At 71.8% G+C, this 17,714-nt stretch carries 2 protein-coding genes and 1 pseudogene; all 3 read left to right on the forward strand.

Annotated features, from left to right (window positions below; translation table 11 throughout):
* Positions 1–4: 4 nt before the first annotated feature.
* Positions 5–3,130: pseudogene (locus K4G22_RS32060) on the forward strand (type I polyketide synthase); the annotation flags it as partial.
* Positions 3,131–3,235: 105 nt separating this feature from the next.
* Complete coding sequence (locus K4G22_RS27260) at positions 3,236–11,077, forward strand: type I polyketide synthase (RefSeq protein ID WP_425336816.1); 7,842 nt, start codon at positions 3,236–3,238, stop codon at positions 11,075–11,077.
* A gap of 28 nt (positions 11,078–11,105) precedes the next feature.
* Complete coding sequence (locus K4G22_RS27265) at positions 11,106–17,690, forward strand: type I polyketide synthase (RefSeq protein WP_228083110.1); 6,585 nt, start codon at positions 11,106–11,108, stop codon at positions 17,688–17,690.
* Positions 17,691–17,714 lie beyond the last annotated feature (24 nt).

The following is a 17,714-nucleotide window of genomic DNA, read 5'->3' on the forward strand; positions in this document are numbered from 1 at the left end:
GACCATTCCCAGGGAGCCTGCCATGGCGAACGAAGAAAAGCTCCGCGACTACCTCAAGTGGGCCACGGCCGAACTGCACACGGCCAGGCGCCGACTTGAGGAGGTCGAAGCGGCCGGCTCCGAGCCGATCGCGATCGTCGGCATGGCGTGCCGCTACCCGGGCGGAGCCACCTCGCCCGAGTCCTTCTGGGAACTGGTCAACAACGGCGTCGACGCCGTGAGCGAGATGCCGAAGGACCGGGGCTGGGACGTCGAGGGGCTGTACGACCCGGATTCCAAGGGCGACGGCACCACCTACTGCCGCGAGGCCGGCTTCCTGGACAACATCGCCGACTTCGACCCTTCGTTCTTCGGGATATCCCCGCGCGAGGCGCTGGCGATGGACCCCCAGCAGCGGCTCCTGCTGGAAATCACCTGGGAGGCGTTCGAACGGTCGGGTATCGACCCGTCGTCGCTGAAGGGCCGCCAGTTCGGCTCCTTCGTCGGCAACAACGTCGTCGACTACATCTGGCCCTTCGCCTCGGACATGCCGGAGGGCTTCTCCGGCCATCTGATGACGGGCAACTCCGCTTCGGTGCTCTCCGGGCGCCCCTCCTACACGCTCGGCCTTGAGGGCCCCGCCGTCACGGTGGACACCGCCTGCTCCTCGTCGCTGGTCGCCCTGCACCTCGCCGTCCAGGCGCTGCGTCAGAACGAGTGCTCCATGGCACTGGTCGCCGGCGTGACGGTGCTGTCGACGCCCCTTCAGTTCATCACCTTCAGCGCCCAGCAGGGCCTCGCCCGCGACGGCCGCTGCAAGCCGTTCTCGGCCTCGGCCGACGGCATGGGCCTCGCCGAGGGCGCCGGCGCGCTGCTGGTCGAGCGCCTCTCCGACGCGCGCCGCAACGGGCACCCGGTGCTGGCCGTGGTGCGCGGCTCCGCCATCAACCAGGACGGCGCCTCCAACGGCCTGACCGCCCCCAACGGCGCGTCCCAACAGCGCGTCATCCGGCAGGCCCTGGACAACGCCGGCGTCACCACGACCGAGGTGGACGTGGTGGAGGCGCACGGCACCGGCACCACCCTGGGCGACCCGATCGAGGCGCACGCGCTGCTCGCCACCTACGGGCAGGGCCGTCCCGAGAACCGTCCGCTGTGGCTTGGCTCCGTCAAGTCCAACATCGGGCACACCGGCGCCGCCGCCGGCGTCGCCGGCGTCATCAAGATGGTGATGGCGATGCGGCACGGGCTGCTGCCCAAGTCGCTGTACGCCGACGACCTCTCCCCGCACATCGACTGGTCCTCCGGCGCCGTGACCCCGCTCGCCGAGGCGCGCCCCTGGGACGAGAACCAGGACGACACCCGCCGGTTCGCCATCTCCTCCTTCGGCATCAGCGGCACCAACGCCCATGTGATCATCGAGCAGCCGGCGGCGGCCGAGGACACGGCCGAGGCACCGGCGCCCACCCCGGCGGACACCCGGGTCCTCCCCTGGGCGCTCTCCGCCGCGACCCCTGACGCGCTGCGCGCGCAGGCCGCCGGCTGGCAGGACTTCGCGGCCGGGCGCCCCGAGGTGACGCCCGGAGAGATCGGCTGGTCACTGGTCTCGACGCGGGCCGCGTTGGAGCACCGTGCGGTGGTGTTGGGCGCGGATCGTGCTGAGTTGTTGGCGGGGTTGGCGGCGTTGGCCGAGGGTGATCAGGGTGGTGGGGCCGTGGTCGGCTCGGTGCGCTCCGATGCTCGTGCGGTGTTCGTGTTCCCGGGTCAGGGGGCGCAGTGGGTCGGTATGGGCCTTGAACTGGCCGAGGAGTACCCGGTGTTCGGGGACGCGCTGCGGGAGTGCGCGGCGGCGTTGTCGCGGTGGGTGGAGTGGGATGTTGATGAGGAGTTGCGGGGTGATCTGTCGCGGGTTGATGTGGTGCAGCCGTTGTCGTGGGCGGTGATGGTGTCGCTCGGCCGGCTGTGGGAGTCGTTCGGTGTCACGCCGGCCGCCGTGGTGGGGCACTCCCAGGGTGAGATCGCGGCGGCCGTGGTGGCCGGTGGGCTCTCCCTTGAGGATGGTGCGCGGGTGGTGGCGCTGCGCTCCCGGGTGATCGCGGGCCGGCTCGCCGGTCGTGGTGCGATGGCGTCGGTGGGTCTTTCGGTTGGTGAGGTGTCGGGTTGGCTTGAGGGTGTGTCGGGTGTTTCGGTGGCGGCGGTGAATGGGCCGGAGTCGACGGTGGTGGCGGGTGATCCTGGGGTTGTTGGGGAGTTGTTGGGTCGTTGGGAGTCGGGTGGGGTGTGGGCGCGGCGGATCGCGGTGGATTATGCGTCGCATTCGGAGCATGTGGAGGGTGTGCGGGGGGAGTTGTTGGCGGAGTTGGCTGGGGTGGTGCCGGTTTCGGGGCGGGTGCCGTTTTATTCGGCGTTGACGGGTGGGTTGTTGGATACGGCGGGGTTGGATGCGGGGTATTGGTTTGAGAATTTGCGGAATGCGGTGCGGTTTGAGGATGCGACGCGTGCGGTGTTGGGGGATGGGTTTGGGACGTTTGTTGAGGTGTCGGCGCATCCGGTGTTGGGTGTGGCGTTGGGTGAGACGGCTCGGGCCGTGGGTGTGGAGATCTCCGTCGTCGGTTCCCTGCGCAGGAACGAGGGCGGCGCCGAGCGGTGGGTGCGGGCCCTGGGCGAGGGCTGGGTCAGCGGCCTCGCCGTCGACTGGACCCCGCTGCTGCCCGAGGTGACGGCCGAGGCGCGCGCCGCGCTGCCGACCGACCTGCCGACCTACCCGTTCCAGCGGCAGCGGTTCTGGCTGGGCGACCAGGTGACCGGCGGCGGGGCCGGCACCGTCGACGCGGCGGGCCTTGGCCTCTCCGGTGCGGATCACCCGTTGCTGGGCGCCGCTGTGGGGTTGGCGCAGGGCGATGAGTTCGTGTTGACGGGCCGGCTGTCGCTGGCCTCGCACGCCTGGTTGGCCGACCACGCCGTCGGCGGTGTGGTGTTGTTGCCGGGTACGGGGTTTGTGGAGTTGGCGGTGCGGGCCGGTGACCAGGTGGGTGCTGGTTCGGTTGAGGAGTTGACGCTGGAGGCGCCGTTGGTGTTCTCCGGTGAGGCGGGGGTGCGGCTCCAGGTCGTCGTGGGTGGTGTTGACGGGAGTGGGCGTCGTTCGGTGGCGGTGTATTCGCGGCCGGAGGATGTCGAGGAGTCGGAGAGCTGGGTGCGGCACGCCAGTGGTGTGCTGGGTGTCGAGGTCACCGGTGCGTCTTCCGTGGCCGAGGGGGTGTGGCCGCCCGAGGGCGCCGAGGCCCTCGAAGTCGAGGACTACTACGAGCGGTTGGCCGGCTCCGGCTATGGCTACGGCCCCGCGTTCCGGGGGCTGAGGGCCGCCTGGCGGCGTGGTGACGAGCTCTTCGCCGAGGTGAGCCTCCCCGAGGAGCAGCGGGCCGACGCCACCAGGTTCGGCGTCCACCCCGCGCTGCTCGACGCGGCCATGCAGACCCTGGGCTTCAGCGGCGTGGCGGTCGAGCAGAACCGTCCCCGGCTGCCGTTCTCGTGGACGGGCGTGTCCCTGCACGCCTCCGGCGCCACCGAACTGCGGGTGCGCCTCACCGTCTCGGCCGACGACGCCGTCACCCTCACCGCCGAGGACCCCACCGGCCAGCCGGTCATCAACGTCGAATCGGTCGTCACCCGCCCCGTCGCCATGGGCCAGCTGGAGCGGGCACGCGGCGGCGCTTCGTCCGACCTGATGTACCTCCTGGACTGGGTGGCACCGCCCGCGTTGGCCGACTCGGCCGCGCCGAGCACCGAAGGCTGGGCCCTGCTCGGCGCGGACACCGTGCTCGGGCTGCCCACCACGCACCGCGATGTCGCCGGCCTGCGCGCCGAGTTGGACGCGGGCGCGGCGGTTCCCGAGATCGCCCTCTGGGCGCTGCCCACCGTCGACCCGGCCGAGGACATGGCGGCCGGCGTGCGCGACCTCCTGGGCCGGGTGCTCGGCGAGGTGCGGGAGTGGCTGGCCGACGGCCGCCTCATGGACTCCCGGCTGGCCGTGCTGACCCGGGGCGCGGTCTCCGGCGGCAGCCCGTCGGCGGCCCCCGTCTGGGGCCTGCTGCGGTCCGCGCAGAGCGAACACCCCGGCAGGCTCCTCCTGATCGACGTGGACCCCGCGCTGTCCGACGCGGCGGCCGTCCCGTCGCTGGCCCGCATGGCCGCCGTCGCCGAGGCCCACGACGAACCGCAGTTCTCCCTGCGCGCGGACGGGCTGTTCGTGCCCCGCTTCGCCCGCCTGGACACCGGCGAGGCGCTCGTCGCGCCCGGGGACGTCACCGCCTGGCACCTCGACACCGAGACGCCCGGCACCCTGGACAGCCTGGCCCTGCTGCCCAACCCCGAGGCGGCCGAGCCGCTGGCCGCGGGCGAGGTGCGGGTGGAGGTCCGCGCCGCCGGCCTCAACTTCCGTGATGTGCTGATCGCTCTGGGCATGTACCCGGACCGGGCGGTGATGGGCACCGAGGGTGCCGGCGTCGTGGTCGAGGTCGGTTCCGCCGTGACCGATCTGGTGCCGGGGGATCGGGTGATGGGTCTGCTGCCGGGCGGCTTCGGTCCCCTCGCGGTGGCCGACCACCGCGTCCTGGCCCGCATTCCCGACGAGCTGGGCTGGGAGCGGGCGGCCTCGGTGCCGGTCGCGTTCCTGACCGCCTGGTACGGGCTGGTCGATCTGGGGCGGCTGCGGGCCGGTCAGCGGGTGTTGGTGCACGCGGCGGCGGGCGGTGTCGGGATGGCCGCCGTGCAGCTGGCCCGCCATCTGGGGGCCGAGGTGTTCGCCACGGCCAGCGAGGGCAAGTGGGACACGCTGCGGTCGATGGGTCTTGACGACGCCCATATCGCGTCGTCCAGGACGCTGGACTTCGAGGGCGCCTTCGCCGCTGTCGCCGGCGGGGAGGGCATCGATGTGGTGTTGAACTCGCTGACCGAGGAGTTCATCGACGCGTCGCTTCGGCTGCTGAGGCCGGACGGCCGGTTCGTGGAGATGGGCAAGACCGACCTCCGTCAGCCGGCGGACATCGCCGCGACGCACCCCGGCGTCACCTACCGGGCGTTCGACCTGACGGAGGCCGGCCCCGACCGGATGGCCGCCATGCTGAACGAGATCGTCGCGCTGCTGCGCGACGGCACGCTGACGCCGCTGCCCACCCGGGCATGGGACGTGCGACGCGCCCCCGAGGCGTTCCGCTTCATGAGCCAGGCCCGCCATGTCGGCAAGATCGTCCTCACCATGCCCAGGCGCTGGAACCCCGAGGGCACCGTCCTGATCACCGGCGGCACCGGCACGGTGGGGCGTCACCTGGCGCGCCATGTGGTGGTCAGCCGAGGGATGCGTCATGTGGTGTTGACCAGCCGGCGCGGCCTGGAGGCCCCAGGCGCGGTCGAGGTGCGGGACGAGTTGGCGGCGTTGGGTGCCGAGGTGTCGGTGGTGGCGTGTGACACGGCCGAACGGGAGGCGGTGGCGGCGCTGTTGGCCGGCATTCCGGCCGACCACCCGCTGACGGCTGTGGTGCACGCGGCCGGCATCGCCGACGACGGCGTCGTCGAGGCGCTCACCGCCGAGCAGGTGGACCGGGTGCTGCGGCCCAAGCTGGACGCCTCGCTGCATCTGGACGAGCTGACGCGCGGCATGGACCTCGCCGCCTTCGCGCTCTTCTCCTCGATGGCCGGCATCTTCGGCGGACCTGGCCAGGGCAACTACGCGGCGGCGAACGCCTGGTTGGACGCGTTGGCGCTGCGGCGCCGCGCGGCCGGGCTGCCGGCCTCGTCCATGGCCTGGGGCCTGTGGAGCGACGCGAGCGGCATCACGGGCCAGCTGACCCGCGAGGACCGGGCGCGGATGACACGTGGCGGCCTGTTGCCGTTCAGCCGCGAGGAGGGCCTCGCCCTGTTCGACGCGGCGCTGGAGGCCGGCGAGGCCCTGCTGGTGCCGGTCCGGTGGGACACCCGGGTACTGCGGGCGCGGGCCGCCGAGAGCGGCGTGCCGCCGGTGTTGCGCGGTCTGGTGCGGGTGCCGGTGCGGCGCGCCGTCGCCGAGTCCGGTGCGGGTGCCGGTGAGTCGTCGCTGGTGGCGCGGCTCGCCGGGCTGTCCGATGCCCGTCGCGAGCAGGTGCTCACCGACCTGGTGCGCGAGCACGCCTCGGTGGTGCTCGCACACGCCGGCACGGAGACGATCGAGGCCGGGCGCGGCTTCAAGGAACTCGGCATCGACTCGCTGATGGCCGTCGAGCTGCGGAACCGTCTCAACGCCGCGACCGGGCTGCGCCTTCCGGCGACGGTGATCTTCGACTATCCGACGCCGGCCCGCCTCGCCGGGCTGCTCGGTGAGGAACTCGCCGACTCGCTGGGCGGGGCGGCCAAGGCCGCCGGCCCCGCCACGCGGGCCGTGGTCGCCACCACGGCGGGCTCGGACGAGCCGATCGCGATCGTGGGGATGGCGTGCCGTTTCCCGGGCGGGGTCGGTTCGCCGGAGGATCTGTGGCGGTTGGTGGACGAGCGCGGCGAAGTGGTCTCCGATCCGCCGGAGTGGCGGGAGTGGGACGCGACGGGGTTCTATCACCCGGATCCCGAGCATCCGGGGACCAGCCATGTGCGCAGGGGTGGGTTCCTTGAGGAGGCGGATCGGTTCGACGCCGAGCTGTTCGGGATCTCGCCGCGTGAGGCGCTCGCGATGGATCCGCAGCAGCGGGTGCTGTTGGAGACGGCGTGGGAGGTCTTCGAGCGGGCCGGCATCGACGTGGACACGCTGCGCGGCAGCAACACCGGCGTCTTCGCCGGACTCGTCGTGCAGGCATACACCTCGCGCCTCGGCTATATCCCCGAGGAGGTCGAGGGCTATGTGGCCACCGGCAACGCGGGCAGCGTCGGCTCGGGTCGGCTCTCCTACAGCTTCGGTCTCGAAGGCCCAGCGGTGACGGTGGACACGGCGTGCTCCTCGTCGCTGGTGGCGCTGCATCTGGCGGTGCAGTCGCTGCGCCAGGGCGAATGCGATCTGGCGCTGGCCGGCGGCGTGACGGTGATGTCCGAGCCGGGCCTCTTCGTCGAGTTCAGCCGGCAGGGTGGTCTGTCCGTCGATGGTCGTTGCAAGGCGTTCGCGGATGACGCGGACGGTTTCGGCCCGTCGGAGGGTGCTGGTCTGCTGTTGGTTGAGCGGTTGTCGGACGCGCGGCGCAACGGACACCGGGTGCTGGCGGTCGTCAGGGGCTCGGCCGTCAACCAGGATGGCGCGTCGAGTGGGTTGACGGCGCCGAACGGTCCTTCGCAGCAGCGGGTGATCCGCCAGGCGCTGGCCAACGCGCGGCTGGCCCCGCATGAGGTGGATGTCGTCGAGGCGCATGGCACGGGCACCAAGTTGGGCGACCCGATCGAGGCGCAGGCGTTGATGGCGACGTATGGGCGTGAGCGGGGTGAGCGTGGCCCGCTGTGGTTGGGGTCGGTGAAGTCGAACATCGGTCACACGCAGGCCGCCGCGGGTGTGGCGGGTGTGATCAAGATGGTGATGGCGATGCGGCACGGGGTGTTGCCGGGGACGCTGCATGTGGATGAGCCGTCCTCGCATATCGACTGGGACGCCGGCGCCGTGGAGCTGCTCACCGAGTCGAGGCCGTGGGCGGAGGACGGTGGGCGCCGTCGCGCCGCCGTCTCCTCCTTCGGCATCAGCGGCACCAACGCGCACATCGTGCTGGAGGCCCCCGAGGAGACCGACCAGCGGGCGGAACCGACCCAGGAAGTCGTGGGTGGTTCCGGGGTGGTGCCGTTGGTGGTGTCGGGGAAGTCCGAGGGTGCGTTGCGGGGTGTGGCGGGTCGGTTGGTTGATTTTGTGGGGTCTGGTTCTGGTTCTGTGGGTGGGGTTGCGGGTGCGTTGGTGGGTGGGCGTTCGGTGTTGGATTGGCGGGGTGTGGTGGTGGCTGGGGATCGGGATGAGGCGTTGGTGGGGTTGGGTGGGTTGGCTTTGGGTGAGCCGGTGGGGTCGGTGGTTGAGGGTTCGGTGGTGGCGGGTGGTGCTCGGGTGGTGTTTGTGTTTCCGGGGCAGGGGTCTCAGTGGGTGGGGATGGCGCGGGAGTTGTGGGGTTCTTCTGAGGTGTTTCGGGGGTCGATGGTGGCGTGTGGTGAGGCGTTGAGGCCGTTTGTTGATTTTGATTTTGAGGTGGCGTTGGAGGATGAGGGGTTGTTGTCGCGGGTTGATGTGGTGCAGCCGGTGTTGTGGGCGGTGATGGTGTCGTTGGCGCGGGTGTGGGAGTCCTTCGGCGTGGTGCCTTCTGCGGTGGTGGGTCATTCGCAGGGGGAGATCGCTGCCGCTGTGGTGGCGGGTGGGTTGTCTTTGGAGGATGGTGCGCGGGTGGTGGCGTTGCGGTCGCGGTTGATCGCGGGTCGGTTGGCTGGTCGGGGTGGGATGGTGTCGGTGCCGTTGCCGGTGGAGGAGTTGGAGTTGCCCGAGGGGGTGTCCGTCGCGGCGGTGAATGGTCCGAGTTCTGTGGTGGTGGCGGGGGATCCGGAGGGGTTGGAGTTGGTGTTGGGGTCGGTGGAGCGGGCGAGGCGGGTTGCGGTGGATTACGCGTCGCATTCGGCGCAGGTGGAGGTGATCCGGGACGAGCTGCTGGAGGTTTTGGCTGGGGTGGAGCCGGTTTCGGGTGTGGTGCCGTTCTATTCGTCGTTGACGGGTGGGTTGTTGGATATGGCGGGGTTGGATGCGGGGTATTGGTTTGAGAATTTGCGGAATACGGTGCGGTTTGAGGATGCGACGCGTGCGTTGTTGGGTGATGGGTTGAATGTGTTGGTGGAGGTGTCGGCGCATCCGGTGTTGGGTGTGGCGTTGGGGGAGACGGTTGAGGTGGTGGGTGGTGATGCGGTGGTGACGGGGACGTTGCGTCGTGGTGAGGGTGGTTTGCGTCGGTTGTTGGTGTCGTTGGGTGAGGTGTTTGTGGCGGGGGTGTCGGTGGATTGGAGTTCGGTGGTTTCTTCGGGTGGTGGGGTGTTGGTGTCGGGTGTGGATTTGCCGACGTATGCGTTTCAGCGTGAGCGTTTTTGGTTGTCGGGGTCGGTGCGTTCGGTGGGTGGGGTGGATGAGGAGTTGTGGGGTGCGGTGGAGCGTGGTGAGTTGGATTTGGGTGCGGAGGCGGTTGCCGCGTTGCGGGTGTGGCGTGAGGGGTCTCGGGCGCGGGCTGAGGTGGATTCTTGGCGGTATGGGGTTGATTGGGTTCCGGTTTCGGTTGGGGGTGGCGGTTCGTTGTCGGGGACGTGGGTGGTTGCTGGTGCGGAGTCGGGTGAGCGGGATGTGTGGGTGGAGCGGTTGCGGGGTTGGGGTGCGGAGGTGGTGGTGAGTGGGTTGGATGTGGTGGCGAAGGTGTTTACGGAGGTGGATGCGGCGTCGGTGGTGGGTGTGGTGTCGTTGTCGGTTGATCCGTTGGAGGTGTTGGGTCTGGTTCGTGTGTTGTGGGGTGAGGTGGAGTTTGGTGGTCGGTTGTGGTTGGTGTCGCGGGGTGGGGCGTTGGGTGTGGTGGGTTCGGATGTGGGGTCGGTGTTGGAGGCGTCGCAGGTGTGGGGTTTGGGTCGGGTGGTGGGGTTGGAGCATCCGGGGGGTTGGGGTGGTTTGTTGGATGTTCCGGTGGTGGTGGATGAGTTGGTGTGGCGTGGGGTGTTGGGGGTTTTGTCGGGTGGTGCGGGTGATGAGGATCAGTTGGCGGTGCGGGGTTCGGGTGTGTTGGGGCGGCGGTTGGTGCGGCGGCCGTTGGGTGGTCGTGTGGCGGTGCGGTCCTGGCGGCCTCGGGGCACGGTCCTGGTCACCGGCGGCACCGGCGGGATCGGCGGTTTCGTGGCCCGTTGGTTGGCGCGGAACGGTGCCGAGCGTCTGGTGTTGACGAGTCGGCGTGGTCGGGCGGCCGAGGGTGCGGTGGAGTTGGAGCGGGAGTTGGTCGAGGCCGGGGTCGAGGTGACGATCGCCGCGTGTGACGTGGCGGATCGGGAGGGGTTGGCCGAGGCACTGGCCGGCCTGGACATCACCGCCGTCTTCCATGCCGCCGGCGTCGTCCCCACCGTCCCGCTGGTCGACACCACACCGGAGGAGTACGAGGCCATCGTCTCCTCGAAGGTGGTGGGCACCCGGAATCTGCACGAGGTGCTCGGCGACTCGCTGGAAGCGTTCGTGCTCTTCTCCTCGAACGCCGGGGTCTGGGGCAGTGCCGGTCACGGCGCCTATGCGGCGGCCAACGCGTATCTCGACGCGTTCGCCGAGTGGCGCCGGTCCCAGGGGCTGGCCGCGACCTCGGTGGCCTGGGGCGCCTGGGCCGGGGAGGGAATCGCCGCCAACGACGAGGCCGGAACCGGCCTGCGCCGTGTCGGCCTGCCGGGCATGGCGCCCGAGACGGCGCTCCAGGCGCTGGTGCAGGCCGTGGACCACGACGAGACGTTTGTCGCGGTCGCCGACGTGGACTGGGACACCTTCACCCGCACCTACACCATGTCCAGGCGGCGTCCGCTGATCGAGGCGGTGCCGGAGGTGGCCGCGCTGCTGGCGGCGGAGGCCGAGGCGGACGGCGCGTCATCGTCGTCGCGGTCCGCGTTCGCCCAGCGGATCGAGGACAAGAGCGCCGAGGAGCGGCACCGCCTGGTGTTGGAGCTGGTGCGGGCCCAGGCCGCCGCCGTGCTGGGGCGCTCCTCGGCCGAAGGAGTCGCGCCCGGCCGTCCGTTCAAGGACTTCGGCTTCGACTCGCTCACCGCCGTCGAGCTGCGCAAACGCCTCAGCGAGGCGACCGGCGTCAAGCTCTCCAGCACCATCGTCTTCGACCACCCCACCCCCCAGGCCCTGACCGACCACGTCCTGGAGCTGCTGGACCCGGAGGGGGCCGGCGGCGCCGCGGAGGTGTTCGCCGAGGTGGAGCGCCTGGAGAAGTCCCTGGCGGCCCTGTCGGCCGAAGAGCGGGTACCGAACGACATCGCACTACGACTGCGCGCCCTGGTGGCGCTGCTGGACGGCGAGAAGCAACCCGCGGATGCCGAGGAGATCGAGGACGCGGTGCGGTCCGCCTCCGACGACGAACTCTTCGATCTGCTCGACGACCAGCTCGAAACTCCCTGACACGCCTCCTGGACAGGTGACCAAGACGATGAGCAACGAAACGCGGCTGCGCGACTACCTGAAGCGGGCCACCACCGATCTCCAAAAGGCGCGCCGGCGGATCACCGACCTGGAGGACCAGACGCACGAGCCGATCGCGATCGTCGGCATGGCCTGCCGCTACCCCGGCGGGGTCAGCTCCCCCGAGGACCTGTGGCGGCTCCTGACCGACGGCGTCGACGCCCTCGTGGAGATGCCGAAGGACCGGGGCTGGGACGTCGACGGGCTGTACGACCCGGACCCCGCCGCGCACGGCAAGATCTATGTGCGCGAGGGCGGCTTCGTGCCGGACGTCACGGACTTCGACGCGGGCTTCTTCGGGATCGCGCCGCGCGAGGCGCTGGCGATGGACCCCCAGCACCGTCTCCTCCTGGAGGCGTCGTGGGAGGCGATCGAGCGGGCCGTGATCGACCCGGCGTCGCTGAAGGGCACCGAGACCGGCGTCTTCATCGGGGCCTCCTACGGCGGCTACGGCACGGGTGAGGGCGAGCAGATCACCGCCATCGAGGGCCACCGGCTGACCGGCACCTCGACCAGCGTTCTCTCCGGCCGGGTCTCCTACGCGCTGGGCCTTGAGGGCCCGGCGGTGACGGTGGACACCGCCTGCTCGTCGTCCCTCGTCGCGCTGCATCTCGCGGTCGCGGCGCTGCGCGCCGGACAGTGCTCCCTCGCGCTCACCGGCGGCGTCAACGTGCTCGCGCAGCCCGACGTGTTCGTGGAGTTCAGCCGCCAGCGCGGCCTGGCCCCCGACGCCCGCTGCAAGGCGTTCGCCGCCGCTGCGGACGGCATGACCTGGGCCGAGGGCGTCGGCGTGCTGCTGGTGGAGCGGCTCTCCGACGCGCGGCGCAACGGCCACCATGTGCTGGCCGTGGTACGCGGCTCAGCCGTCAACCAGGACGGTGCCTCCAACGGGCTGACCGCGCCCAACGGGCCCTCGCAACAGCGGGTGATCCGGCAGGCGCTGGCCGACGCGCGGCTCACCGCCAGGGACGTCGACGCCGTCGAGGCGCACGGTACCGGCACGCCGCTTGGCGACCCGATCGAGGGCCAGGCGCTGCTCGCCACCTATGGGCAGGGCCGCCCGGAGGGCCGGCCGCTGTGGCTGGGCTCGATCAAGTCGAACATCGGGCACGCGGCGGCGGCGGCCGGTGTGGCCGGCGTGATCAAGGCCGTGCTGGCGATGCGGAACGGCGTGCTGCCGAGGACGCTGCACATCGACGAGCCGACGCCCCATATCGACTGGTCGGCCGGTGATGTCTCGCTGCTCACCGAGTCCCAGCCGTGGCCGGAGACCGGAGCCCCCCGCCGGGCCGGCGTCTCGGCGTTCGGCGTCAGCGGCACCAACGCGCACATCATCCTGGAGCAGGCGGCGGAGGCCGAGCCGGCCCAGGAGCCGGTGGTGGAGGTCGACGCGCCCGCGTCCGACGCGCCGAGGGCCTACCTGCCGTGGGTGCTCTCCGCCGCGACCGGCGACGCGCTGCGCGCGCAGGCCGCCGGCTGGCGGGACTTCGCGGCCGGACGCCCCGAGGTGTCGGTCGACGCGATCGGCTGGTCGCTGGTCTCGGCCCGCGCCGCGCTGGAGCACCGCGCCGTGGTGCTGGGCACCGAACGCGACGAACTGACCGCCGGCCTTGAGGCGTTGGTGGGCGGCGAGTCGGCCGGTCAGGTGGTGAGGGGCGCCGTCGGCTCGGGGTCGGACGCGGTGTTCGTGTTCCCCGGCCAGGGCGCGCAGTGGGTCGGCATGGGGCTTGAGTTGGCGGACGCGTTCCCCGTGTTCAGGGGCGCGCTGGAGGAGTGCGCCGAGGCCCTGTCGAAGTGGGTCGACTGGGACCTGTGGACCGCGCTGCGGGGCGATCTGTCGCGCGAGGACGTGGTGCAGCCGCTGTCCTGGGCCGTGATGGTGTCGCTGAGCCGGCTGTGGGAGTCCTTCGGGGTGACCCCGGCCGCCGTGGTGGGGCACTCGCAGGGCGAGATCGCGGCGGCCGTGGTGGCCGGCGGGCTCTCCCTCGACGACGGCGCCCGCGTGGTGGCGCTGCGGTCCCGGGTGATCGCGAGGAAGCTGGCGGGGCGCGGTGCGATGGCGACCGTCGGGCTGTCCCTCGACGAGGTCTCCGGCTGGATCGAGGGCGTCCCCGGGGTGTCGGTCGCCGGGGTGAACGCCCCGGAGTCCACCGCGGTCGCCGGTGGCGTCCCGGAGATCGAGGAGCTGCTGCGGCGGTGGGAGTCAGGCGGCGTCTGGGCGCGGCGGATTCCCATCGACTACGCCTCGCACTCCGGGCATGTGGAGGGCGTGCGGGACGAGGTGCTGGCGGAGCTGGCGGCCGTGTCGCCGCTGCCCGGCCGGGTGCCGTTCTACTCGCCGTTGTCGGGCCAGGTGATGGACACCACCGAGTTGGACGCGGGCTACTGGTTCGAGAGCCTGCGGAACACGGTGCGGTTCCAGGACGCCACGCGGGCGGCGCTCGCGGACGGGTTCCGGAGCTTCGTCGAGGTGTCGGCGCACCCGGTGTTGAACGTCGCGCTCGGCGAGACGGCCAGGGCCGAGGGCGCCGATGTCGCCGTGCTCGGGTCCCTGCGGCGGAACGAGGGCGGCGCCGAGCGGTGGGTGCGGTCCCTGGGCGAGGGCTGGGCCAACGGCCTGCCCGTGGAGTGGGGCCCGCTGCTCCCGAGAGTGTCGGCGCGGGCCGATCTGCCGACCGATCTGCCGACCTACCCGTTCCAGCGGCAGCGGTTCTGGATCGCCGACCACGCGGACCCGGCCGGCACGGTGGACGCGGCGGGGCTCGGCCTGTCGAGCGCCGACCACCCGCTGTTGGGGGCCTCGGTCGGCCTGGCCGACAGCGACGAGCATGTGCTGACGGGCCGGCTGTCCCTGTCGTCCCACCCGTGGCTGGCCGATCACGCCGTCGGCGGCGTGGTGCTGCTGCCGGGCACGGCGTTTGTCGAGATGGTGGTGCGGGCCGGCGACCAGGTCGGATGCGGTGTCATCGAGGAGTTGACGCTGGAGGCGCCGTTGCTGTTCTCCGGCGACGCCGGGGCGCGGCTCCAGGTCGTGGTGGGCGGCGTGGACACCAACGGGCGCCGCTCGGTCGGGGTGTTCTCCCGCCAGGAGGGGGCCGAGGAGTCCGAGGAGTGGATACGCCACGCCAGCGGCGCGCTGGCCGGCGGCACCGTCTCCGCGGAGCCCGTGACCAACGGGGTGTGGCCGCCCGAGGAGGCCGAGGCCCTGGACGCCGAGGGCTACTACGAGCTGGCGGCCGACTCGGAGTATGTCTACGGCCCCGCGTTCCAGGGCATGAGGGCCGCCTGGCGGCGCGGGGGCGACCTGTTCGCCGAGGTGCGGCTGCCGGACGCGCTGCGCCAGGACGCCTCCCGCTTCGGCATCCACCCGGCGCTGCTCGACGCGGCGCTGCACATCTTCGCGTTCGCCGGGATCGGCGAGGACGGCGAGAAGCATCTGCCGTTCTCCTGGGGCGGGGTGACCCTGCACGCCTCCGGCGCGACCGACCTGCGGGTGCGGATGACCGTCCAGGCGGACGACACCGTGACCCTGACCGCCGAGGACCCCACGGGGCAGCCCGTCATCACGGTGCGGGCCTTCATCACCCGCCCCGTCTCCGTCGAGGCGCTGCGGCAGGCGCGTAACGCCTCCCACACGGAGCCGCTCTACTCCCTGGAGTGGGCGGCGGCCCCCGAGGCGGCCGACGCCACGCCGCCGCGCATCGACGGCTGGGCCGTGCTGGGCGGGGACAGCGTCCTCGGGCTGCCCACCACGCACCGCGATGTCGCCGGCCTGCGCGCCGAGTTGAGCGCGGGCGCCACCGTCCCCGAGGTCGCGGTGTGGGCCGTTCCGGACGCGGGCGTCGGCCCGGACGACGATGCCGCCACCTCCCTCGCGGCGACCCGGACCCTGCTGGGGCGGGTGCTGGGGGAGGTGCGGGAGTGGCTGGCCGAGGAGCGGCTGGCGGACTCCCGGCTGCTCGTGCTGACGCGGGGCGCCGCCTCGGGCGGGGACCCGGCGGCGGCCTCGGTCAGCGGCCTGCTGCGCTCCGCGCAGAGCGAGCACCCCGACCGGTTCCTCCTGGCCGATCTGGCCGCCGACGTGTCGGACGAGGACGCCGCCCGGCTGCTGCCGGGCACGGCGAAGCTCTTCGAGAGCCATGGCGAGGGGCAGTTCTCGGTGCGCGCGGACGGGCTGTTCGTGCCGCGCTTCGCCCGCCTGGACGCCGGCGGGTCGCTCGTCGCGCCCGGGGACGTCACCGCCTGGCGCCTCGACAGCGAGCACCCCGGCGTGCTGGAGAACCTCGCGCTGCTGCCGAGCCCCGAGGCCGTCGAGCCGCTGGGGGAGAACGAGCTGCGGGTGTCGGTGCGGACGGCGGGTCTCAACTTCCGTGATGTGCTGATCGCCCTGGGCATGTACCCGGACCGGGCGGTGATGGGCACCGAGGGTGCCGGCGTCGTGGTCGAGGTCGGCTCCGCCGTGACCGATCTGGTGCCGGGGGATCGGGTGATGGGTCTGCTGCCGGGCGGCTTCGGTCCCCTCGCGGTCACCGACCAACGGGATCTGGCCCCGGTCCCCGAGTCGCTGACGTGGGAGCAGGCCGCCTCGGTGCCGGTCGCGTTCCTGACCGCCTGGCACGGGCTGGTCGATCTGGGACGACTGCGGGCCGGTCAGCGGGTGTTGGTGCACGCGGCGGCCGGTGGTGTCGGGATGGCCGCCGTGCAGCTGGCCCACTACCTGGGGGCCGAGGTGTTCGCCACGGCCAGCGAGGGCAAGTGGGACACGCTGCGGTCGATGGGTCTTGACGACGCCCATATCGCGTCGTCCAGGACGCTGGACTTCGAGGGCGCCTTCGCCGCTGTCGCCGGCGGGGAGGGCATCGATGTGGTGCTGAACTCGCTGACCGAGGAGTTCATCGACGCGTCGCTTCGACTGCTGAGGCCAGGCGGCCGGTTCGTGGAGATGGGGAAGATCGATCTCCGCGATCCCCAGCGGATCGCCGAGGCGCATCAGGGCGTCCACTACGAGGCGTTCGACCTGGGCGATGTGCCCAAGGACAAGAAGCACGCCATGTTCGGCGTGATCGCCTCGCTGCTGCGCGACGGCACGCTGACGCCGCTGCCGACCCGGGTGTGGGACGTGCGGCGGGCCCCCGAGGCGTTCCGCTTCATGAGCCAGGCCCGCCATGTCGGCAAGATCGTCCTCACCGTGCCGACAGGTTGGGACCCCGAGGGCACCGTCCTGATCACCGGCGGCACCGGATCGCTGGGCGGCCTGCTGGCGCGGCATTTGGTGACCACGCGCGGCGTGCGGCACCTGCTGTTGACCAGCCGACGGGGCCAGGACGCGCCCGGCGCCGCGGAGTTGCGGGACGAGCTGGTCGAACTGGGCGCCGAGGTCTCGGTGGTGGCGTGCGACACCTCCGACCGGGAGGCGCTGGCCGCGCTGCTGAAGGGGGTCCCCGCCGACCACCCGCTGACCGCCGTGATCCACACGGCGGCCGTGCTCGACGACGGCGTGATCGGGGCCCTCACCGAGGAGTCCATCGACCGGGTGCTGCGGCCCAAGGCCGACACCGCCCTGCATCTGCACGAGTTGACGCGCGAGATGGACCTGGCGGCCTTTGTGCTGTTCTCCTCGGCCTCCGGCGTGCTCGGCGGCCCGGGGCAGGCCAACTACGCCGCCGCGAACCTCTATCTCGACGCCCTCGCCGAGCGCCGTCGCGCCCAGGGGCTCCCCGCCGTCTCCATGGCCTGGGGCTACTGGGCCGAGTCGACGGGGCTCGCCGGCCAGCTCAGCCGGGAGGACAAGGCCCGCATGGCCCGCAGCGGCGTCGCCGCCATCTCGAACGCGCAGGGTCTGGCGATGTTCGACTCCGCGCTGGCCAGGGACGAGGCCGTGGCCCTGCCGGTGGGTCTCGACCTGTCGGCGCTGCGCGCCCAGGCGTCCGCCGGCACCCTGCCCACGATCTTCCAGGGACTCGTCCGCGCCCCCGCCCGGCGCACCACGGCGGGTGAGGGCGGATCGGGAGAGGTCTCGTTGACCCGGCGCCTGGCCGGTCTCACCCCGGACCGTCAGGAACAGCTCCTCGCCGAGCTGGTCCGTGGGCACGCCTCGGTCGTGCTGGGGCATGTCAGCGCCGACGCCATCGAGATGGACAAGGGGTTCAAGGACCTCGGCATCGACTCGCTGATGGCCGTCGACCTCAGGAACCGCCTCAACGCGGCCACCGGGCTGCGGCTCCCCGCCACCCTCGTCTTCGACTATCCGACGCCCAAGGCGCTGGCCGGGCGGATGGCCGAGCTGTTGGTGACGGAACACTCCACCGCGCAGCCGGTGCTCGACCAGCTCTCCGAGCTGGAGTCCGCGCTCTCCTCGGTGACCGCCGACGACCACACCCACGAACAGGTCGCCAAGCAGCTCCAGAACCTGCTGTGGAGTTGGAACGAGCGGGCGAGGGAGACGTCGTCCGCGCGGGAGGCCGACGCGGCGGCGCCCGACGAGGTGGATGTCGCCTCGGCGTCGGCCGACGAGCTGTTCCGCATGCTCGACACGGGCCTGGGACAGCCCTGAGTTTCCCGCCCACTGGAACGTCCA

Source organism: Streptomyces profundus, assembly GCF_020740535.1.
In the GTDB taxonomy this organism is placed as follows: Bacteria; Actinomycetota; Actinomycetes; order Streptomycetales; family Streptomycetaceae; genus Streptomyces; species Streptomyces profundus.

Bases quoted from the DNA above. Each gene is read 5' to 3' on its own strand.
- K4G22_RS27265 (WP_228083110.1), top strand. From the start codon at position 11,106: ATGAGCAACGAAACGCGGCTGCGCGACTACCTGAAGCGGGCCACCACC.